At 46.1% G+C, this 22,646-nt stretch carries 20 protein-coding genes; 18 read left to right on the top strand and 2 right to left on the bottom strand.

The features are described from left to right. Window positions 1–9: 9 nt before the first annotated feature. From F3J22_RS11675 to F3J22_RS11690, 4 genes are all read left to right on the top strand, one after another. Window positions 10–501, top strand: coding sequence for a hypothetical protein (locus F3J22_RS11675; protein ID WP_167017289.1), 492 nt, complete (start codon window positions 10–12; stop codon window positions 499–501). Window positions 502–509: 8 nt separating this feature from the next. Beyond that, window positions 510–1,505 (top strand): S9 family peptidase, encoded by a 996-nt coding sequence (locus F3J22_RS11680; RefSeq protein ID WP_167017291.1) that lies wholly within the window; start codon window positions 510–512, stop codon window positions 1,503–1,505. Between the two features lie 239 nt (window positions 1,506–1,744). Further along, window positions 1,745–2,317, top strand: coding sequence for a hypothetical protein (locus tag F3J22_RS11685; protein ID WP_167017293.1), 573 nt, complete (start codon window positions 1,745–1,747; stop codon window positions 2,315–2,317). 96 nt (window positions 2,318–2,413) lie between these two features. Next, window positions 2,414–2,989 (top strand): hypothetical protein, encoded by a 576-nt coding sequence (locus F3J22_RS11690; protein WP_167017295.1) that lies wholly within the window; start codon window positions 2,414–2,416, stop codon window positions 2,987–2,989. Between the two features lie 101 nt (window positions 2,990–3,090). On the opposite strand, the gene F3J22_RS11695 is transcribed toward F3J22_RS11690, so the two are convergent. Beyond that, window positions 3,091–5,886, bottom strand: a complete 2,796-nt coding sequence (locus tag F3J22_RS11695; protein ID WP_167017297.1) for a hypothetical protein — start codon at window positions 5,884–5,886, stop codon at window positions 3,091–3,093. A 121-nt stretch (window positions 5,887–6,007) separates the two neighbouring features. On the opposite strand from F3J22_RS11695, the gene F3J22_RS11700 reads away from it, so the two are divergent. The 14 genes from F3J22_RS11700 to F3J22_RS11765 all read left to right on the top strand — a co-directional run bounded on the left by F3J22_RS11700 (window position 6,008) and on the right by F3J22_RS11765 (window position 21,739). After that, window positions 6,008–6,652, top strand: coding sequence for a GNAT family N-acetyltransferase (locus F3J22_RS11700; protein ID WP_167017299.1), 645 nt, complete (start codon window positions 6,008–6,010; stop codon window positions 6,650–6,652). A gap of 245 nt (window positions 6,653–6,897) precedes the next feature. Beyond that, window positions 6,898–8,148 carry a TolC family protein gene (locus F3J22_RS11705; RefSeq protein ID WP_167017301.1) on the top strand — a complete coding sequence of 417 codons (1,251 nt, stop codon included), beginning with the start codon at window positions 6,898–6,900 and terminating at the stop codon, window positions 8,146–8,148. Between the two features lie 8 nt (window positions 8,149–8,156). Then, entirely contained in the window at window positions 8,157–9,218 is a 1,062-nt protein-coding gene (locus F3J22_RS11710; protein WP_167017303.1) for an efflux RND transporter periplasmic adaptor subunit, read from the top strand. A gap of 11 nt (window positions 9,219–9,229) precedes the next feature. After that, the gene (locus tag F3J22_RS11715; RefSeq protein ID WP_167017305.1) at window positions 9,230–9,535 is read left to right on the top strand and encodes a DUF190 domain-containing protein; all 306 of its coding nucleotides are present in this window, start codon (window positions 9,230–9,232) and stop codon (window positions 9,533–9,535) included. Next, entirely contained in the window at window positions 9,532–12,660 is a 3,129-nt protein-coding gene (locus tag F3J22_RS11720; RefSeq protein WP_167017307.1) for an efflux RND transporter permease subunit, read from the top strand. The genes F3J22_RS11715 and F3J22_RS11720 overlap by 4 nt, the downstream gene beginning before the upstream one ends. 195 nt (window positions 12,661–12,855) lie before the next feature. After that, window positions 12,856–13,275, top strand: coding sequence for an SRPBCC family protein (locus F3J22_RS11725; RefSeq protein ID WP_167017309.1), 420 nt, complete (start codon window positions 12,856–12,858; stop codon window positions 13,273–13,275). Between the two features lies 1 nt (window position 13,276). Further along, window positions 13,277–13,741: a MarR family winged helix-turn-helix transcriptional regulator gene (locus F3J22_RS11730; RefSeq protein ID WP_167017311.1), complete on the top strand. Its 465-nt coding sequence runs from the start codon at window positions 13,277–13,279 to the stop codon at window positions 13,739–13,741. A gap of 69 nt (window positions 13,742–13,810) precedes the next feature. After that, complete coding sequence (locus F3J22_RS11735) at window positions 13,811–14,914, top strand: Gfo/Idh/MocA family protein (RefSeq protein WP_167017313.1); 1,104 nt, start codon at window positions 13,811–13,813, stop codon at window positions 14,912–14,914. A gap of 522 nt (window positions 14,915–15,436) precedes the next feature. Next, window positions 15,437–16,327 (top strand): MBL fold metallo-hydrolase, encoded by an 891-nt coding sequence (locus tag F3J22_RS11740; protein ID WP_167017315.1) that lies wholly within the window; start codon window positions 15,437–15,439, stop codon window positions 16,325–16,327. Between the two features lie 189 nt (window positions 16,328–16,516). After that, window positions 16,517–18,094 (top strand): DHA2 family efflux MFS transporter permease subunit, encoded by a 1,578-nt coding sequence (locus F3J22_RS11745; protein ID WP_167017317.1) that lies wholly within the window; start codon window positions 16,517–16,519, stop codon window positions 18,092–18,094. Window positions 18,095–18,136: 42 nt separating this feature from the next. Continuing rightward, a complete protein-coding gene (locus F3J22_RS11750; RefSeq protein WP_167017319.1) occupies window positions 18,137–18,586 on the top strand; it encodes a MarR family winged helix-turn-helix transcriptional regulator in 450 nt (149 codons plus the stop codon). A 1-nt stretch (window position 18,587) separates the two neighbouring features. Then, window positions 18,588–19,424, top strand: coding sequence for a hypothetical protein (locus F3J22_RS11755; RefSeq protein WP_167017321.1), 837 nt, complete (start codon window positions 18,588–18,590; stop codon window positions 19,422–19,424). Window positions 19,425–19,816: 392 nt separating this feature from the next. Next, the gene (locus F3J22_RS11760) at window positions 19,817–20,662 is read left to right on the top strand and encodes an NAD(P)H-binding protein (RefSeq protein WP_167017323.1); all 846 of its coding nucleotides are present in this window, start codon (window positions 19,817–19,819) and stop codon (window positions 20,660–20,662) included. 123 nt (window positions 20,663–20,785) lie between these two features. Then, window positions 20,786–21,739 carry a hypothetical protein gene (locus F3J22_RS11765; RefSeq protein ID WP_167017325.1) on the top strand — a complete coding sequence of 318 codons (954 nt, stop codon included), beginning with the start codon at window positions 20,786–20,788 and terminating at the stop codon, window positions 21,737–21,739. Window positions 21,740–21,894: 155 nt separating this feature from the next. Here F3J22_RS11765 and F3J22_RS11770 read toward each other — a convergent pair whose 3' ends face one another. After that, window positions 21,895–22,488 carry a porin family protein gene (locus F3J22_RS11770; RefSeq protein WP_167017327.1) on the bottom strand — a complete coding sequence of 198 codons (594 nt, stop codon included), beginning with the start codon at window positions 22,486–22,488 and terminating at the stop codon, window positions 21,895–21,897. Window positions 22,489–22,646 lie beyond the last annotated feature (158 nt).

A 22,646-nucleotide genomic window follows, 5' to 3' on the forward strand; every position in this document is an offset into this window, starting at 1 on the left:
ACTATTTATATGCAACGATTGTACGTACCATATATTTTTCAGATGCCGCAATGGGCACGTTACCTGTTGAGAGGGGTAGCGGTATTGCTGGCCGCTACGCTGATCATGCTGTTACTCATGCTTAACCCGGTAACCGATCCAGTCATTTTGATAGCAGCTTTAGCATTTGTTCTGGTAAGTGTAAGTATCTGGTCTTTTTCAAATATCCGCCTGGAAATCTCGGATGATGGCCTTTTTTTAAAGAATGGTTTTTCTAAAAGGGAGGCCGGCTGGCAAGCTATCAAAGTGGTGGAAATAAAAGAAATAGGAAAATATTTTGACCCACAGATTTATGTACATTATGGCAATACTAAAATGATCATTGCTAACAGCGTTTTCCGCAAACAGCAAATGCTGAAGATCATGGAATTGCTGGAAATGAAATTGCCGGCAACCATCTTTTTTGCATCTTACCATACTATAAAAAAGAAGATGGAAGAACAAAAAGGTTGGTTACTTTAATAATTCCTATGCACCGATATTTATCCCTATTGCTGGTACTGCTGGCTTTTGCTGCAAATGCACAGCAGCACACCGGTAATATTCCCGCCAATTACCGCCATTTCGAATTGCCTTTTCAGGACGATAATGTTCAGGTGCTCGTGAAATCCGCACCGGGAGAGGAGTTGAAGCCCAAGCCCTTGTTCCTGTTTTGTCAGGGTAGTTTGCCGGTGCCCTTATTTTTCCGCTGGAACGATGGAAGTATCCACGATGCTTTTGTTTTTAATACGGATAGTCTTACCCGTGATTATCATCTTGTCATTATTGGGAAACCATTTATTCCGGTGATGAGTGAGCAGTCGGCATTGCAATCAGATTTAACTTATGTTGATAGTACAGGTAGATTTCCATTAGCGTATGATTTGCATAACAGGTTAGATTATTATGTAGCGAGAAATAAATTTGTTGTACGTTATCTGTTGAAACAGTCGTGGGCAGATAAGCGTGGCGTTGTGCTGGCGGGGCATTCGGAGGGGAGTACGGTAGCTGCAAAACTGGCTACGGAGCTGCCGGAAACAGAGGCGTTGATTTATGCCGCTGGTAATCCGATGGGCCGTATGATGACGATTGTAGCACGTGAGCGTGCAAAGGATACCGACAGTAGTTCAGCTGTGGATGATAGTTTTAACTATTGGAAACAGGTTATTGCGGATTCCTCGGAGATGGTGAAGTTGCAGGGCGATATGACTAAAACCATGTACCAGTTTTCGCGGCCGCCCATGCGATACCTGTTGAAGCTGAAAGTGCCGGTGCTGGTGTATTACGGGAGTAAAGATGCCGGTGCATTATTCAATGATTATTTTCATCTGGAATGTATACGTCTGGGTTTAAAAAATTTTTCTTTCCGTGCGTTGCCTGGTACGGAGCATAATTTCTTTCCGCTAAAAGCTGATGGGACAGTGAATTACGATGTATTTAACTGGGATAAGGTGGTCTCAGAATGGAGAGCCTGGTTGTCAAAATGATTTGTTCATTTTGTTCGTTTTGAAAAATGGTCTGAACAGTGATTTTTGAATTATTCTTCTTTGTAGTTTTGTGTTGTCTTAGCATGTAACCTGCGCTGATAAATGCTTTGAGACTAATTTGTGCATATTGATAATGCTGTTATTGTAGTAAGAATATGCCGCTGAATTTGTAAGTCCTGCTATTATTTTAAAAGTAATTACGTCTAAATGAAACGGGTAGTTTAATCTGCCGGGGAGAGGTGTGTGTAGAAGTAATGGTGAAGCGTTTTTTAAGAGAAATGATTTTGTATTTGTTAACCGGATTTAATAAAATTAAAATTGAAAAGCCAATGAGTAATGATCAAATGAAAATTGTATTGTCAGCGATTGAATCGCTTGGCGCACAAATGGATCAACGATTTGCAGAATCCCGTCATGAAATGCAGACTGGATTTAAGAAACTATCCGATCGTATGAACTACCTGGAAAAACGTATGGATGGGTTGGAGAAACGTATGGAGTGCGTGGAAACTAATATGACTAAATTGGATCACAAAATGGTTCACCTCGTCAGAGAAATGCAGGAGGTAAATGCGGCTGTCCGTAATTTGGATACACGTATAACTAATTTGGAAAGCAAAATGGACAGTAAGCTGGATACGGCAGTACTCATGATGGTTGACCTGACCGGACAATTTGGCCGGTTCGAGAAGCGTGTATTTGTGATGGATGGAAGACTTCAGGAGGTGATAGTGTGGGCAAATGCAAACGGGGCATCAATAAGTAAAAAAGATGATGACGAGGGGCAATCGACTTCAATGCGAAAAGTATAGCCGGGCCGTATCTTTATGCAGCATTGTTTATTTATCACCTCAAACATTTTGTCCTAACCTTTAGCCATAATAAACCCTTTCCCAAAAATTCAATCCATGGAAACTGAACAATCAATGACGTTGCCCCAGGGTATAAGAGTAAAAAACCTTGCCAGCCGCTTAAATAAGGCTGCTGCAAAAGTAGATACTGCTGTCTTACGTGTAAACAAAGCTTTGGTGAAAATAGACAGAGAAGCGCTATACATCAGCGATGGCGTTATAAGAATTGATGCGGGTATATTACAGATAGATCCTTATCTTTTAGAAGTAGCCGCGACGGGAGAAAATGCTGAAATGCTTTATCAACAATTGAAAGCTGCCATCAATGAGCTGTCTGACCGGATGGATAATATAGACGCACAGATAGCCTGCATGGAATTACGAATGAATTACACCGAATCAATGTTAAGTGATGGAAAAGAAACTAAGAATACATTTAATGCAGACATTAGCAGAATAAAACAAGTTGCAGTACCCGATAGCGGATACGTGAAGAGCCTGGGCAACCGGCTTGGCGCCATGAAAGGTGTGCTGGTGGCACTAGCCAATAAAATTGATGTAGTCGAAAAGCGACTTGTGCTGGTTGATGAGAAAATTGAAGCAATTATTTTTGTTATTAAACCTGAATACTAAACGCTGGCAGATGATTATGCCGAATCATCAAAATTAAAAACTGTTTTTCTGAACAGATAAGTTTTTCTTTTCATTTCCGACATTTTGTCCTGACCTTTAGCCTATTTATATATCGAATCAGCCACTGCATGCACCGCTTCACGGTTAGCGCCATTCAGTAAACAGTTATCCATAAAATCCAATGCGGCATCAGAAATCTGCCAGCCTAAAGGAAATACAGGTCTGATGCCCTTTTGCCCTTTAGGTGCTATTGGTGGAATTCTGCTGTAATCGTACCCTTCACGTTTGGCTGCATTGATATTTACGCCCTCTGATTTTAGTGTATTGCCAGCTGGGTTATTCACCAGACCGGTGAGGGGGGCTGTTAACTCAAATATATTTTTTGATACTGGCTGTTCATCGTCCTGTTCGATAGTATTGGGTAGCGACAAGATAAAAAAGCGTACCCGCGTCTTCAGCGAATCGCGGTGCGCTACAATACTGTCTAATACTAGCTTTATCTCCCTGACAGTTTCAGCACCGCTGTAATCCTTCAACCCGCCGTCCAACAGGTGATGGGTGTTGTCAATTTTTGCTTCAGGGCTGATATAAGGAAAACGTGCGCTCAGGAAAGAACTGGTGCTTAATCTCATCTGCTGGGAATACTGTCTTTTCTCTCCCAGGTAATTATTGATAAGAAAAGCGGAGGGGAAATTATTTTCGTTAAGATAAACAGGTGCTGAAATTGTTTTTAAACCACTGTCTATCGTATAGCTGTTAGCAAATAGTAACGGCACTTCATAACGTTTGTTATCCCGGTACCAATAATAATCTAACGTGCTGTCATATACGAAATCAGCTTTCATCAGGTGAGCGGCTTCACTGATATGTTTTTCCCATATTCTCTCCTGGTAACTTCCTCTGTCTCCCATAAAATTGTATCCGAAAGAAGAGAGCAGGGCATCTCTGCCCATCATTAATACCAATACGGGTGTTAGAAAATCTCGTTTATATAAGCATTGCAGAACCGTATCTTCTTGTAACAGGTTGTTATTTTTCAACTTTGCAAAACGGTGCGCACACAATACGGAAGATCCGATGGTGCCTCCTGATATACCCGAGTAAGCGAAAACATAATGCTGGAAATCATGACGGAAAGTGCTGTCTGTATCGTTGCGGGTATGTTGTAATAATGTTGTTTCGATGGAGCTAATCACCTTGCTGGTCCAGGCTGCCGCTCTGATGCCACCACCATATGCATTGATGATAAATACCGGATAAGGTTTATGGAAGCGGTTGTAATAGGCTGTTATTTCTGTTTCCCTGGTGTCAAACCATTTTGATGCGTAGTCTTCCAGGTGATCATAGGGAGGTGTTTGCGCTATGTTTGAAGATTTTTCAGGCACTAATCTTACTAAGTGATAATCATTTGTGGTGAACAACGCCGCCACAAAAAGTCCAATTACCAGTAATGTGATAAACTGTATGTTATACTTTCTTCCTAACACCAGCAGGAAAGAGAAAAAAAGTATATAAAACAGCACGCCGGAAAATACGACTGATAAGGTGAAAAAGCGTGCATTAGCTGAAAAGGAAAGCGCCAGCGGGAAACAGTTGAGATATAAAAACACCAGAGAAACTATAATTACAGCACTCAGTATCAGGGTGGAAAGCCATCTGTTCAATCCCGGGAAAGATGAACGATTGATGGTGAAGAGAATAAAAACAAATGACAATAAAAAGAAGTCCAATGCAAAGAAAAGCAGAAATCCAGGTTGGGTGTTCTCACTACTTCTCAGGCCGGAATAGGAAAGCAATGCGATTAGAAATAAGGCCGCTATTAGCAGCCATTTGATATTGGTAAACCATTTCTTTTGCAGGATGAGATAATATAAAATCAACAGAATAACCATAATGGTGGAGGGTTGCAGGAAATCGATCAGGTAACTGATGCGGAAGATATGCATGGCATGCAATACACATATTCCTGGCAGGATAAGCCCTGCTGCTCCCAGTAATCTGCCGGTAAATATCCTTTCCTCATAGGGCTTGTCTCCATTAAAGGTATATTGCCAGCTGTCGCTGAAGACTTCCCTTACTGATTGTGGTGTTTTGTCGTAATATTTCGGGAAATACCAGTTAGTGACCGCAAAAATGGATATCACCGACAGGCTGACAATAGGCCCCAGTGGCTGACTTGTAATAGTCAGCAACAGGTCCTGGCCCTGGTCCATTACCCATAAGATCAGCCAGGTAAACAATAATCCCGCAAATACGATCCTGAACTCCCACAGCAGCGAGAACAATTGTGGTATCAAACCGAGGATAAGCCTGATGCGTGGAATGATGCAAAGCGCAACCGTTACTATGATCAGTTTGCCATAGATCCAGTACGACAGTGCCGTTAACCAAGGTAGTACCGGATGTCCCGATTTTACAGCGCTTAACAGCAGTATGTTATTCAGTATGCCCATGACAAGCACACCCCAGATACTCCATTTTCCGGCCCTTTCCACTTTTGCACGGGAAGAAGCACCATAATACAATACTGTTTGCAGGAATACACTGGCCAGCAACAGCGAATAAACGACTATCACGACAAAATTCCATCCCAGTAGTCTGATGGCGGTATCGTTTGTTGCTGATGTTGTATTACTCAATTCATCCGAAACAACTTTTGTAATGCCGCTGATATCGTTTTGGTACCCTTCCACTTGTAGAGGGGCTGGTGCTTTGTTCCAGTTGCTTAGAATAGTCTGTGCCTGTTTCGGTGTCCATGCGTTAGCAAGTGCGGTTATTCCCCCAGTACTGATGCTGGTTTTCAAGGGCTTGTTGAGATGGGAATACAGGTCTGTGAATATTAATGCAAAGATAATTATGAGGTACAGGAAGACACCATTACGTAATAATCTGCTCATTTTTGGGGGATTAAGACAGTTAGCACTAAAAGTTGGAAAAAGGTATGGGACGTATAACGTATTTCCAAGATAATATAAGTTTTCGGGAACAGCAAAAAAGTTGTTATCTTCCCATACAGATATGCAAAACGTTGATCCACATATCGCCGCAACCTGGTTGAAGGGATGGTGCCTCGCAAAAGGCGCCCGCCCGCCGGTAAAAATCAAAGATGGTTATCGTGTTGACCTCGGCTGGGCCGATCAGCATTCCAGGTACCTCTTTCCCCGCATTACCCCCGCATTACATGAGCTGGCAGCAGCTATACATAAACCCTTTGTACACCTTAAGGTATGTGACGCACCTGAAAAGGTTACTGCCGCCCTTCCGGGTGAATGGCGCATATTATCTTTAGGTTATATGATGGAATTACATGGGCAGATGGCCAGCGCGAAATTCCACCTCCCGGAAGGTTTTGTAATAGAAAAATTAAGCTCTGCCACGGTGCCGGCTATACGTATACTGACATTGGAAGGAGAAGAAGCCGCCTCCGGACGCGTTGCCATCATTGATAATTTTGCTGTCTACGACAGCATTGCTGTATCGCCGGCCTACCGGCGTAAAGGACTGGGTAGTATCCTGATGCATTACCTCCAGCATATGGCCAACGACAATAACACCGATTACGGTTTGCTCGTTGCCACAGACGATGGTAAAGCGCTCTATGAAACCCTTGGATGGAAACTCATTTCTCTGTACACTACCGCGCATATTCCATTCCAGGGCTAACAGCAGATAACTCCAAACGCATATACGAAATTGTTAATGATTAAGCCTCTCACAACAATGAAAACAGATTAGCATAACATTTCTTTCTCCGGATACTGGTTACCGGTATGCTGCTTCATTGAACTGTATTTGGTTCCTGCAACCTTTAAAGTAGCAGGATTGTTGTTTGCTTGGTGGTGTTTATACGCGCTATCTGTTCAACCTATTTGTTTACTTACGTCCAAAAAAAGGAATATCTGCCATATATGCTTCATCTACGCGTTTTAGCCTTACTGAGCCTGCCCTTTTTTGCAGCGCAGGCTGTCGCACAATCAAACCTGAGCCTTCAACAAACTGTTCGCACTGCCCGTAGCAGTAATCCTGTGCTGAAAACAGAAATACTGAATACCAGTGCTGCCAGAGCTGATATCATCACCGCCGGCCTCCGGCCCAACCCGCAACTGAATAACCAAACGCTGCAACTTGCCAACGACAAGTACTTTGCACCGGATACAAAATTCGGTAGCGCTCACAACAGGCAGGTCTGGTGGCAGCTTACCAAACAATTCCAGTTTTCCGGACAAAGGAAATACCGCCTGGAAGTGGCCGGAGAAAATTTAAACATTACCGAAAAAACCTACGCTGATACAGAAAGAAACATCCTCAGCTCCACGGCTAATAAATGGCTGGATGTATGGTTCAATAAGGTGAATCTGCTCCTGGTGCAGGATGCAAAAATCAACCTGGATAGCCTCGTGCAAACGCAGGAAATCCGGCTCAAAAACCAGGTGATCAGTAACAGCGACCTGCTTCGTACACAGCTGCTACAGGAACAATACGTCCTCCAGCTGAAAACTGCCGAGCAGGATTATAAAAACGAACTCCAGCACCTGAAACTGCTGACAGGTATCAAAGACAGTATCTCTGTTGATGAAAACGACCCCGTTGTAAATCCTCAGCTGATACAGGAACTCGATAGCCTGGTCAGCGAATCTGTTCATCAGCGCCCGGATATGCAGGTGGCACAGAATGCCATTTCCGCCGCGAAGAGCAATATCAGGCTGCAAAGGGCCATGGCAGTGCCGGCGCCCGAGCTGGGCTTCATCTGGAACCCACAGAATACAGTGCCTTATTTCGGTATATATGGAACAATAGACCTGCCCTTCTTCAACCGCAACCAGGGCGAAGTGAAAAAATCACGGATACTCCTGCAACAAACGGAGCTGTCGTACGATGCGCTGAAAAAACAGGTGGAAACGGAAGTGGCTACCAGCTACCGCACTTACCAGGTGAATGCCGGCACGGTGGAGAAATACCATGGCATCCTCAGCAAGGCGGAACAGGTGCTTACGGCGGTACGTTATTCGTATACCCGTGGAGGTACTACCATTATCGATTTCCTGGATGCCCAGCGTACCTGGTTCGATACACAGAAAATGTACAATGAAGCGCTATACAATTATCGTAAAAGTTACCTGCAACTGTTAACGGTAACAGGATTAATCAATCAACTATAATTATGCAGATGAAGCTACGCCATATATCCCTCTTGTGTCTGACGGTAATATCGCTGCTGATGGCCTGTAAAAGCCATCAGCAGGAAAAAAAGAATACCGGTACGTCAGGAAAACTAACTGTCAGCGACAGCGGCAGGGTGATCGTTTTTCCGAATGATACACTTACCCTGCATTTTTTTAAAACTGAAACTGCCGGCAGAAGCGACCTTTCCGGCGAACTCACCGCGCCGGCAAGGGTAGTGGCCACTGTGGTGAAGTCAAACCCTAACGTACCTCAGAATATCGTTCTGTTTGATAACCCTGAACTGACGGCGAATTACACCGAAATGCTGCAGCATATCATTAACATCAGGCAAAAGAATGGTATCATTTTGCAGAAACAGGCCATTGCTAGGCAGAAACAGATAGAGGTAGACAGGGCACAGGACCTGCTCAATCACGGCGCAGGTACCGGGAAAGATGTATCCGATGCCAAAACAGACCTCATCACCGCTCAGACGGATGTTGCGGTTGCGCAAACGGAGCTCGCCAATGAAAAAACAAGTATCATAGAACATGAGTCCCGCCTGAAGCTGGCCGGTTTCGACCCCGATGCGCTCATCAACGCAACACCGGGAAAGATCTGGATTATCTGCGATATCCCTGAGAATCAGGTGACCAAAGTGAAAGAAGGCAGCAGCTGTCAGCTCCGGTTTACTTCCTTCCCGGCCACACCCTATACCGGCAAGGTAGAAGACGTTGGCGAAGTGGTAGATAACGTAACCAGAATGGTAAAACTACGTATAGGCCTCTTCGATAGTCGCCAGCAACTGAAAGCAGGCATGTATGCTACTGTCAGGTTTGGGGTGAATGAAGGTGAAAGCATCTCTGTGCCACGTTCCGCCGTGGTAACCGTACAAGGCAACAACTATGTATTCATCCGGCAAAATGAAAATACCTTCATCCGGCAGGAAGTGCAGACGGGCGCTCAGGTAAATGGCAGAATGGTGGTGTACAGCGGCCTTCAGCCCGGAGAACAGGTGGTAACCGATGGTACCATGCAATTAAAAGGAATCTCTTTTGGCTATTAAATTCATGACTTATGCTTCAGGCACAGATATTTATAGACAGAGACGACCTCTTCCAGGGGCAGCCCCTATATGATTTTATTATGAAGCTCCTGTTACAGAATAATGTAAAAGGAGCTACTGCCTACAGAGGCGTTATGGGCTTCGGCAAGAATCAACAACTGAAACGGCCCAACGAAATATTTTCTTTCGATGATCCTCCACTGATGATCACCTTCATTGATGAAAACAATATAGTACAGGACGTACTGCGCAAACTGAGGGCCACCTATAGCGGAGGCCTCATCATTACTCATCCGGTAGACATATTCGACGCATGATCCGTAACCTCCTCATATTTTCCCTGCGCCACCGCTGGGTGGTCATCGTAGCGGCTGCTGTACTGTCGGTGCTGGGGTACTGGTGCTTCACGCAACTGAAAATAGAAGCCTATCCCGATATCGCGGATACCAACGTGATCGTGGTAGCGCCCTATGATGGCCGCGCTGCCGAAGAAGTAGAACAGCAGGTGACCATCCCCATTGAAAGGGCACTCAATAACGTACCCCGTGTGCTCGACAGAAGAAGCCGTACCATCTTTGGCCTGTCTGTTGTGCAGCTCACCTTTCAGGATGGTACCGATGATTATTTTGCGCGTCAGCAGGTCATGGAGCGACTCGCTTCCCTGGACCTTCCCCAGGGCGTCAGTGCTGAACTGGCGCCGCTCACCACTGCAGTAGGGGAGATCTATCGCTATGTGGTAGAAGCCCCGCCCAGCTTCAGTCCTATGCAGCTGCGGGATCTCCAGGACTGGGTGATCCGCCCTGCTATACTACAGGTGCCGGGTATTGCAGATGTGACCACTTTCGGGGGCTCACTCAAACAATTTCATATCCTCACTTCGCCTGATAAACTACGTAAATACAATCTCACACTGCAGGATATCATCGATGCAGTCGGTAAAAACAACCTGAATACAGGAGGAAACGTGATCGATCGCGGCGGACAAGGATTTGCTGTCCGCGGACTCGGTGCCGTGAAGTCTGAAAAGGATATCCAGGATATCGTACTTACTGCAGTAAACGGTGTACCGGTTTATATACGCGATGTTGCCACAGTAGAGATAGCACCACCGCCGCCATCGGGCGTGTTGGGCTACGCGGTGCCGGATGAAGGCATTGATAAAATCGGTTCTCCCGAAGGTATTATCCTGCTGAGAAGAGGAGAAAATCCAAGCGTGGTGCTGAAAGCGCTGAAAGCCAAAATGGATGAAGTAGCTGCCACGGAGCTGCCGGAAGGTGTGAAGTTGCGGGTGCTCTACGATCGTAGTTTCCTGATCGACCACTCCCTGGAAACGGTATCGCATACACTCTTTATGGGCGTTAGCATTGTGGTGATCGTGCTGGTATTTTTCCTGGGAAGCATCCGCTCGGCATTAGTGGTAACTGCCACTATTCCGTTTTCCCTGTTGTTCGCTTTTATTTTAATGAGATTGACCGGTATTCCCGCCAACCTGCTCTCCCTGGGCGCCATCGACTTCGGTATCATTGTAGACGGTGCCTGTGTGATGGCGGAACACCTGATTCGCAAGTACCGGAATGCCACTCCGGAAGAGAAACATACCGGTATTGTGGGCTTAACATTAGCTGCTGCGCAGGAGGTAGGCAGAGAGATATTTTTCTCGGTAACCATCATTATCCTGGCATATACGCCAATTTTGCTGATGACAAGGGTGGAAGGGAAGCTGTTCTCTCCCATGGCGCTCACACTGGCCTTTGCCGTAATCGGGGCCATGCTGTGCGCACTGACTTTAATACCGGTACTGATTTCATATGCTTACAGAAAGGCATTGTCGGAAGATAAGCCCATGAAAGCACATAAGAATATTATTCTCGACTGGCTCGAGGCCAGGTATAATAAGTCGCTGAACTTTTTCCTGCGTTATTCCCGCCAGACAGTGATCGTTGGCGCCGTAGCCATCGTCGGACTCATCACGCTGGGAGGCGCGCTGGGAACAGAATTCCTGCCTGAGCTGGACGAAGGCTCTATCTTTATGCGTGCATTTCTGCCGGCAGGCGTAACTATTCAGGAAAATGCCAAAATAGCACCGGTCATCCGACAAGTCATTGCTAAATATCCGCCGGTAAAATATGTGATCACACAAACAGGAAGAAATGATGATGGTACAGACCCATTTCCGACCAACAGAACGGAGATACTGGTAGGACTGAAAGACTATAAGCTGTGGAGTGACACCATTACCAAAAAAGAGCTCGTAAACCGTATACAGCACGACCTGGAGCGTTCCCTGCCGGGAGCATCCTTTAACTCCGGTCAGCCTATCATTGACCAGGTGATGGAAATCGTAACCGGAAGTGCTGCTGATCTGGCTATTTCAGTGGTGGGTGATGATCTGGAAATGATGCGACATAAAGCAGATAGTATCGCATTGATCGTAAAGGCGACCCGTGGATCGGCTTCGGTAAACATAGAACAGGAGGGAACGCAGGCGCAGCTGGCCATCAAAATCAACCGGGAGAATTCCGCCAGGTTCGGTATCAATGTGAGTGATATTCAATCCATGATAGAAGCCGCCATCGGCGGAAAGCCCATCAGCACCTTGTACGACGGTACTAAAAAATATGATGTCATTATCCGTTACCTGCCGGAATACCGTAATACGGTAGAGGCTATACGAAATTTGCAGGTAACCTCTTCTACCGGTGCATTGATACCGATGTCGGAGCTGGCAGATATACAATTTATTGACGGACAAACGAATATTTACCGCATAGATGGCAAGCGCATGGTGACGGTGCGTACCAATGTACGCGGCCGCGACCAGGGCTCGTTTGTGAAAGAACTACAGGAAAAGATCGGTGAGCAGATCAAGGTGCCAAAAGGGTACAGTATCATTTACGGCGGACAATATGAAAACCTGGAGCGTGCCGGAAAGCAGCTCTCGCTCACTATTCCGCTGACGATCGTGATTGTGTTTGTGTTCCTGTTTATGCTCTTCAAGAGTATGAAGCATACATTTGTAACGATGAGTTGCATACTGGTAGCACTGGCCGGTGGTATCGTGGCGTTGTTCCTGCGTGGGTACCATTTCAATGTGTCCGCAGGGGTGGGCTTTGTGTCTATCTTCGGTATATCTGTAATGGCGGGCGTGTTGCTGGTGTCGGCATTAAACAGGGAGTTGTACCGTGCACGGCTTACCTTGCGGGCTACCGTACAAAAAGTATCGGTGGACCAGTTTAAAGCCATTATGATGATGCTGATGGTGGCCATCATCGGCCTGGTGCCGGCAGCAATCAGTACGGGTATCGGCTCCGATGTGCAAAGGCCGCTGGCGACGGTGATCATCGGCGGACTTACCTTCACACTGCTGTTTACACCGGTTATTATTCCCCCATTATATTATTGGGTAGAGAAACGTACAAAACCGACGGAGCTTCCTGAATAATATCGCAGGTAATACGCTTACAGCAGGGGCTTTTCGCGCTACGCGCGAAAAGCCCCTGCTGTTTTGGGTCATACCGAAGGTATGACCCAAAACAGCAGCTAGATAATATATTCATCTCTCTGGAAAGTAAATTTTATTATTATAAGTACACTTATTATATTTGTGCTTATTAAAACAGCACTAAACTCCTTTTTTATGTGGACCCGTTCTTATACCGTTACATCTTCCGCTATTACCAAAGAGCAATTATGGCATTTATATGCAGATGTAAACAGCTGGCCAACCTGGGATGATGGCCTGGAGGCGACAACCCTGAATGGTCCTTTCGAAGCCGGGAATTATTTCATGCTAAAGCCTAAAGGCGGCCCTAAGGTAAAAGTCTTGTTGTCGGAGGTGAAGCCCTATCAGCGTTTTACGGATATTACACTTTTTCCGCTGGCGAAAATGTACGATGAGCATATCTTTGAAGAAACACCGGAAGGTTTACGTATCACCAATCGTCTTACGGTAAAGGGCTTACTGGGATTTCTATGGGTAAAGCTGGTGGCTAAACAACTGGCCGACAGTTTACCGGAAGATATGAACCGGAAGATTGCGGCTGCATCAAAATTATAATATGGCAAAAAACAATGACAATACTTTTAGCGTAGCACAAGCTGGCGACAGTTCCGGCTTTCTGCTATGGCAGGTAACCAGCTTGTGGCAGCGGGGCATCAGAAAGGCGCTGGAGCCTTACGACCTCACGCATTCCCAGTTTGTAATCCTGGCCAGTATTCACTGGCTTACCTTACAGGCGCAAGATGTAACGCAGGTCGTGCTTTCCGGCCATACAAAAATCGACGTCATGACTACCTCCACGGTGCTGCGTACACTGCAGCAGAAAAACCTGGTGATAAGAACAGAACATCCTACTGATACCAGGGCTAAAATAGTAAAGCTCACAGATGCAGGAAAGCACCTGGTAAAACTCGCTGTAGTAAAGGTAGAGCAGTTCGATCATGAATTTTTTGCGGTACTGGGCAACAAGGGTGCAGGCTTTAATAAGCAACTGCATGCATTGCTTGCGTCCGATAACGTGTAGGTTTTCCCGTTAGATATATTATAATTTCCCGGCGATTTTTTGTAATCTTATTTTACTAAATACCACATTATGAAAACTCGCCGTGATTTTATCCAGCAGGTGGCACTCACCGCTGCTGCCGTACCGTTGTTGCGTTTGCCGGCTATCGCCCACCCCTTACGTGAAGAGTCGCAGCTGCGCGTTGCATTCATGGGCCTGGGTGGTTATGCCAACAGGGTGGCGGATGCGATGAAGGATTGCACAAAAGCCCGTATCACCGGAGCTATCAGCGGAACTCCCTCCAAACTCAGCGACTGGCAACAGCGCTTTAATATTCCTGCCGCCAACTGTTACAATTACGAAAATTTCGATAAGATAAAAGATAACCCCGATATCGATGTGGTATATGTGACCACGCCTAACGGCCTGCATCATAGCCAGGTTTTACGTATAGCCGCTGCCGGTAAACATGTGATCTGTGAAAAGCCCATGGCACTCAATGCCCGCGAAGGACAGGAAATGGTGGATGCCTGCAAAAAGGCCGGGGTACAGCTGCTCATCGGTTATCGGATGCATTTCGAGCCGAAAACTTTAGCCATCAATAATATGCGCAACAGTGGTGTGTTCGGTAAAGTGAAATTTTTCCAGGGGCAATGTGGTTTTACGATCGGCGATCCTACACAGTGGCGACTCAATAAAGAGCTTGCTGGTGGCGGTTCTATCATGGATATTGGCATCTATGCTATTAACGGCAGTCGCTATATGACCGGTGAAGATCCTATATGGGTAACTGCACAGGAGGTGAAAACTGATCCGGTGAAATTCAAGCCTGGCGTAGATGAAACCATTATGTTCGAGATGGGCTTCCCCAGTGGTGCCGTGGCTTCCTGTCTTTCTACCTATAGCATGAACTACCTGGACCGCTTTTATCTGATAGGAGAAAAAGGCTTTGCTGAGTTGCAGCCTTCTACGGGCTATGGCCCCATTAAAGGCCGTACCCATCTGGGTGAACTGACACAGCCACATAAAACCCATCAGACTGTTCAAATGGACGAAATGGCGGATATCATCCTACGTGGTAAAAAGCCCGTAATACCCGTCAATGGCGAAGAAGGGGTGAAAGACCTGAAAATTATTGATGCTATTTATGCCGCCGTTAAGTCAGGTAAGAAAGAAACACTGCATTTAGGCTGACCTTTTCCAATTCCGCTACAGTAGCTGATCGATGCCGTAGGCATCGATCAGCTACTTATAAAAAAATCTCCTCTGCCGAAGGCAGAGGAGATTTTTTTATAAGTATTTAAAAAGAAAAATTCAGAAAAAATGCCGGCAAATACGCCGCCGGCAGGCGACTCAAGTGATTGGAGTACACACAAACGGACTGCTTGCTACCGCAAAGGTCATTCTGGATATGCCCGTAAAGGTTGGCCGCCTTTTGTAGCTGGAAATGCGGGAAAATCGCTACAACTATCCATGACCTTCATCCGCATTAACTATACGGTATGTTTAATAGGATTTGCCATCAGTCAATATGCTATTTTGAGTACCATTATAACCATAGGATCATATAAATGTTTAGTGAATATTTAAGATATTTTATAGATTTATTTTAATTTTTTATATGTAAAGAGATGCCAGCCTCTGCTGCTGCAAATTCGTATAGGCAAGGCTGTTAGCATTTATTTTTATATTTGTAGCTGTTTAACCCTACTCAAAATGAGACTTACAATTACAGGATACTCTACCGCACTGTTCGCCACCTGGTACCTGATCGAGGAATTGGGCGTCCTGTTCGACGCCGGCGACGGACTCACCTCTGTTCTCCTGCAGAAGAGTCGTAAAATTAATCATGTATTTATCTCCCATGCCGACAGAGATCATCTCACCGGCTTACTACAGCTCAATCAGCTCAATGCCCGTGATGGCTGGCCTGTGATTTATTATCCACGGGATAGTAGTTCCTTCCCGGCGATGGAAGCATTTCTGAAACGGTTTGATGCACATACCGCCGGCATCCGCTGGCAGCCGGTAGGCCCCGGTGATGAAATCTGGCTCAACGACCACCTGGTAGTGGTGCCCGTTCGTAACGAACACGTCACTACGGAGGAACGGATTATCCGCAGTCTCAGCTATAAGGTGATGGAAGTAAAACAAAAAGTAAAACCGGAAATTGCCGCCCTGCCGCCGGAAGAAATCCGCAGCATTATCATGGCCAGGGGAAAAGCAAATACCACCATAGAAGTGAGGAATACCATCCTGGGATATTCCGGTGATACACCTGTTATTGACCTCCAGCGCTGGGATAATACAGATATCCTTATACATGAGGCCACTTTCCTGGGGAGTGAAGATGATATCAAGGTAGTGCCTTATAAAAACAAGCATTCCCGCCTCGAAGAAGTGCTGGCTATGGTCAGCACGATGAATGTAAAGCAATTGATCCTGGGGCATTTCTCCAGCCGCTATAGTGCCGAACAAATCGATGATGCCATCTGCGAAGGCTGTAAAAAATATAATATCGATATCCCCGTACACCGTATACTACCTGGCGCTACCGCCTGGAATATCCTGCATGCCTTGCCCGTTAATGCCGCCTGCCTGACCTAGGTGGCGGCTCCACTGCCGTAGGAGATCCGCAGAAGTTATTATCTTTCTATCTTCTCAAATCTAATCTTTAACAATTTCTTACTTATTGATTTTTAATTACTTGTATTTAATTTTATGATCTTGTAAAATAATAGTTGGAATTCAAACTGTTTTATTTTTAACTTTGTTCCGCTAATTTTTTGAACTACTATGCAACAGCAATCGCTTGTAGAGTACGGTCCGCGCAGAGTGATTATCACCATCACCGCTGTCGTTTGTGCCTTATTAGAGATCATAGATACCACCATTGTAAACGTGGCGCTGCCGGATATGAGAGGTAGCCTGGGCGCTACCCTCAACGAAGTAAGCTGGGTGATCACGGCATACTCCCTTGCCAACGTAATCGTAGTACCGATGACCAGCTGGTTATCGCAGCAATTTGGCCGCCGCAACTACTTTGCGGCCTCTGTCATCCTCTTTACCGTATGTTCTTTCCTCTGTGGTAATGCCACCAATATCTGGGAGCTGGTTGTTTTCCGCTTCCTGCAAGGACTGGGAGGAGGGGCGTTACTGGTAACGTCACAAACCATCATCACCGAAAGCTGGCCAACAGAAAAGCGTGCCACCGCACAGGCGATCTATACCCTCGGGGTAATCGTAGGCCCTACGCTGGGCCCGCCACTGGGTGGGTTTATTATCGATAACTACTCCTGGCCATATATCTTCTATATCAATATTCCTGTAGGTATTGTTGCTACACTGCTGACCTTGCAGTATGTACGCAGTCCTAAATACGATGAAAAGCGCAGCGCCAGCGAGGTAGACTGGCTGGGAATCGCACTGCTGGCCATCGGTATTGGTTCCATGCAGTTTGTATTGGAAAAAGGGCAGGAAGAAGACTGGTTTAGCAGTTCCCTGATCGTGATATTGAGTGTAGTAGCGGTTTTCGGGATATTCTTCTTTATATGGCGGCAATGGACTTACAAATACCCTGTGGTAGAATTACGCGTACTGCGCAACGGGAACCTTCGTATTGGGGTGATGTTGTCCTTTATCATGGGCTTCGGGTTGTTTGGTTCCACCTTCATTATTCCACTGTATACACAGTCGCTACTCGGCTGGACCGCTCAGCAATCCGGTATGCTGCAACTGCCCAGCACCATTTTTGTGGCGGTCATGATGCCGGTGGTAGCCATTCTGATCCAGAAAGGCGTACCGCAGAAGTACCTCATCGCCATTGGTATGAGCGTGTTCTTTATTTATAGCTTCCTTTCCTATAAGGTCATCGGTCCTGATACCAGCGGGGCAGATTTCTTCTGGGTACTGATCATCCGTGGTTTCGGTCTTGGATTGTTGTCTGTACCGGTTAGTACCATGTCGCTGTCTACCTTGAAAGGGAAGGAGATAGGCCAGGGTGCTGCCTTTTCAGGGATGATGCGCCAGCTGGGAGGTGCCTTCGGGGTGGCATTGATATCTACCTTCGTTACCCGACAGACGGATTACCACCGCAGTACACTGGTAGACCACCTGGACGTGAATAATCCGGATGTGATGAACAGGATCGCACAAACTGCTGCGAGTATGCATGCAAAGGGTGCGGATATCGCTACGGCACAACAGAAGGCATACGCCCTGATGGATGCCGGTGTCATGAAACAGGCTACTATCCTGTCTTACATGGACGTATTCCTCTGGGTAGGTATTATGTTCCTGGTATGTGTTCCTTTTGTGCTGTTATTTATTAAGACATCTAAAAATAAAGTAAGTATGGCAGAAGCAGCACACTAATAGTCAGTGGTTGCAACCGTCTAATGCAATATATTTGTTTGCATGAAACCTGATAAAAATATAGCAGAACTGGCCCGTGAGCTGGCGTTTGAAATGGCAGATCTGCGTTTCAAACTCCGCCGCGTACTACAGGTGAAAATCAAGGAAAATAACTGGGAGATCAGCTTTGAAGTACTGGAGATCCTGGGTGTACTGTACCGCAAAGATGGCATGAACCAACAGGAGATAGCAGATGAGCTGGTAAAGGATAAATCCAGCATCACCTATCTCATCGACAATGCAGAGAAAAAAGAATTGGTAGAAAGAACCGAAGACCAGAACGACAGACGGAACAAACTTATTTTTCTTACAGAAAAAGGTAGAAGTCTGATACTGAAACTAAATCCCTGGGCGGTAGACATTTATGAAAAAGCCACACAGCACCTTGCTTACGAAGAAGTACACCAGGCGCTGACTGTAGCCCGTAAAATGAACGAAAATCTGAAAAAATAGTATGAAAACATTACTGATTCCTGTAGATGCAAGCACTACCAACCCGGCGTTGGTGAATTTCGCAGCAGAGTGGATCAAGAAATATCAGTACGAGAGAGTGGTCATGCTGCAATCCCTTTACGAGAACGTGTTTGACGCCATGGCGATGTCTGCGGATTACGCTGCGGTAAACCAGGACGTGATTGCAAAACGAAGGGAGGACGTGATGTGGAAACTCAATGACCTGGCACAGGCGATGCAAAAGCTGATCGGTGAGAAAGTAGAGGTGACCATGGCCTGGAGCGAATTGCCACTGCTCCGCGCCGTAGTTGATGCCGTGCGTGCCGAGCGCCCGCAGCTCATCATGCTCGAAAACCAGAATGGCGAAGACCCTATCAGCGAACAGGTGATCCCTATCGCTAAAGCGAGTCCGGTACGTGTACTGGTAGTACCTTCCGGTATGGCATGGCAGCCGGTGGAGAAGGCCCTGATACCTGTCGATTTCACCGCGCTGAAAACGATAGATAAAATGCATCACCTCAAACAGTCGCCGCTATGGGTGCCAACGGAGGTAACGGTGCTGAACATCGATGCAAGGCAGCACTATCTCACGCCGGATGAAACCTTTAATACCGCTATCGCCAAACTGAAAACTTATCTCGAAGGATATAATTATAAAATTGAGTTCAGAGATGATGAAGATATCATCGGCGGAATTATCCGTTATGCGGATGAAAACAAGGTACAGCTGATCATCGCACTGCCAGGGCGGCATAGCTTCCTGTATACGCTCACTCATAAAAGTATTTCTGAAGGCATTTACAAGGCGGCAAATCTGCCGGTAATGATATTGAAGTAACAGCGTTACTGAAAAACTATATACACTAAGGGCTGTCTCTACGTTGTAGAGGCAGCCCTTGCCTTTTGTTAGTTTTTATATGTGGCCATCTATAGTGTTTTTTGGGGACAAAAACGGACGGCATTGAAGTTACAAACGTAAAAATGGTTAATTGAGGGCAAAGCCCATTGAAGGGATCATACGCATCATAAAAATAGGAATAGACACAGGACGAAAACGGATTTCGTAGAGTCATAAGTGTTAGTGCAAAGCTATATTGTTGAGCTGCTGAATGTTACGTGGAAATCACCCGTTTTATCACCGGAAAAACACGGTGATTTTATCGGGCTGTCGGTTTTGTTCTATTTTCCGGGTTGCGGTGCCGGTAATTTTGAAGAAAAAAAAGAACAGCTATGATCGCAATTACCGGCGCAAACGGCCAGCTTGGCCAGGCCACCATCCAGCAACTTGTTAAATTAGTAAACCCTTCCGGTATCATCGCCATCGTGCGCGATGCAGCCAAAATCGATGCCGGTAGCGGTATCCGGGTGAGGGTTGCCGATTACGACGACTATACCTCCCTTGTGATAGCATTTCAGGGAGTAGATACCCTGCTACAGATCTCCAGCGCCGCCTACGGTGATGCTGCCACCATCCAGGAGGGCAATGTGGTGAAAGCTGCGGTGGAAGCAGGCGTTAAGCGGATCGTATATACGAGTACCCTGCGCCCGGCTGCTGAAGCAGCTTTCATGGCAGGGAAAACCTGCTGGCTCACCGAAGCTGCCATTAAGAATAGCGGCATGGATTATGTCATTTTCCGCAACAGCATGTACCTGGAAACCATTCCGCTGTTCATAGGAGAGGCGATGGCTACCGCCCAGATCCGCTATCCTGGCGGCAACGGCGCCATCAGTTTTGTTGGCCGTAATGATATCGGAGCAGCCCTGGCGAAAGTGCTCAGCCATCCGCATATTAAAAATGAAGTATATGAAATTACCGGCGACAAAGCCTGGTCTTTTGCAGATATTGCCCGTATACTGGGAGAAGAAAGGCAGGTAACCGGTACTTACGACAGTATCACTGACGCCAGTTTCAGGGACGAACTCACCGGTTATGGTATGCCGCCGGAAGCAGTGGATTTCTACAGCAGCATGGCCGACAGTATCCGCGGCCAGGAATTTAGCCATACGGATGCACGATGGCAGCAACTGCTGGACCGACCTACCATTGATCTGCGTGCATTCCTTAGCGAAATATAATGTTGTTGACTTCCCGCTGCACTTGTAGCGGGAAGCTTAAAATAATTCTGCAAAATTTGAAAAAATGCTATTGCAATCTCAAAAAAATGCTCACTTTTGCTACTCGATTTCAATAGTATAAAAATGCGGTTCCTAGTACCTCTGCTAGTCGGTATATGTGTTGCTACCGGTAGCTATGCCCAGACAGATATTGTGTTGAAGAAAAAGGCGGTGGGTGATTCTGTGCTTTCCACTACACGTGAGTTAATCCTCCCAGAGCCTTTCAACGGACAAAAAGCTTTACTGGCCCTCTTTCCGGGGCGTCATTATAATCTTCCCGGATCATATAAGAATGAGATGATCAACTGGTCTTGCCCACGTTGTAAAGTCCAGAATTACAAGGATGTCAATGAAGACGGCCCTGCAGCATTTCCATTTGCGAATGGTACTGCCACGCGCCTGATGAACATCATGGATTTCAAAGACTCAACAGGGCTGGAGTATAAAGTGATCAGCTTTAACCATAGTGAGTTTGATGAAGACGGTATCCAGGTTTCCCGCTTTACCGGTGGTTTACTCGGACTCGCAAAATTCGTCAAAACGGATGCAGGTTGGAAATTACGGATGTATGCGCCCGCAATAGCGGCTTATGGCGCATTTTCACAATGCCCGACACCTACGCCCATTCAGATAGGCCAGGACCAGTATGCATTTATGATGCGCCATGCCAATGGCGGCCCTGGTGGTCCTTTCTTTACTGACTACTACATGATTGCCGGTAATAACGGTACCTACCAGCAGGTAATGGCTGCCTTCGGGTCTGAGAAAACCCAGGGAGATCCTGAAGAAGGAAACTATTCCTCCTGGACCAGCACTTACGCGGTGCCTGCCAGCGAAAAGAAGTTCTTCCGTGATGTACTGGTTACCCTTAAAGGGAATTATGACCTGAGAGATATAGCAGGTTTTAGCACAGATGTGCAGGCTAAAATGAAGAAAGCCGGTAAGAAGGCAGGTAAGTTTGTACTCGTGGAGCGTTATGTATTTAAAGGCGCCAAAGGCTATGAATTGCAGCCTGATTCACAGCTGAAACTGAATTAAAATACCTTTTTCTCCCGGGTTTATCGCACAGCCTCCTGCCGTGAGATAAACCCGGGAACAGTCTCCCAGCCGAAGGCTGGGAGACTGTTCCCGGGAAAATAAAGTGCAAAAAATATAATGCAGGCATATCTGCCAATCATCTGCCGAAGGCAAAATTATTTAATCTCCACACTTAACCCCACCTGCAGCTGCTGCGTTTTCCAATCGTACCTGTCGTCGATATCATTGATGTCTGTCAGGCCCTGCACATATCTGCCGAAGAAAGTTACTTTACTCACTTTATAGCTCACGCCACCAACAACTGCCGCATTAGGACGTTTGAAGGCATCTTTTCCATACATCAGCAGGCTTTCGTTGCTGTAGAAAAGGTAGCTGAACTCCGGACCTGCATCGATGGTAAATCGTGGAGTAATATTATATCTTAATAAAAGCGGGATACTGAAGTAGTTCAGCTTGATATGCCGGCTACCATCAGGATTATTGTTATTTATATATTTGGCTGAGAAGTCGCCATCTTTGGTAGCAGTATTCTGCGTATAGAGCAATTCAGGCTGCAGACTGAAGAGTTCGGAGATCTTCCATGTCCCGTATACTCCCAGCTCTATCCCGGGAGTGAAGGCAGGCTTAATACCTTCGCCGGTAACTTTAAAGAAGTTCGCATCCGCTTTGGCACCGATATGAAACTGCGCATTCGCCTTATAGCCGGCACTTGTTGCCAGTAAAAAGGCTAATAGTAACTTTTTACTCATATAATATTGGTGTTTTTAATAGGCATATTGAACACAAGCATAATAACTGTAATTCACTATCTGTATCAGTAATAGATAAAGGAGGTGATTTTAACCATTACAGCAAGAATTCCCTCGTCCAGTTTTTTGAGAAAAAGGCTATCCTGAACAATTTGTTA

The sequence above is a fragment of the Chitinophaga sp. Cy-1792 genome (assembly GCF_011752935.1).
GTDB lineage: Bacteria > Bacteroidota > Bacteroidia > Chitinophagales > Chitinophagaceae > Chitinophaga.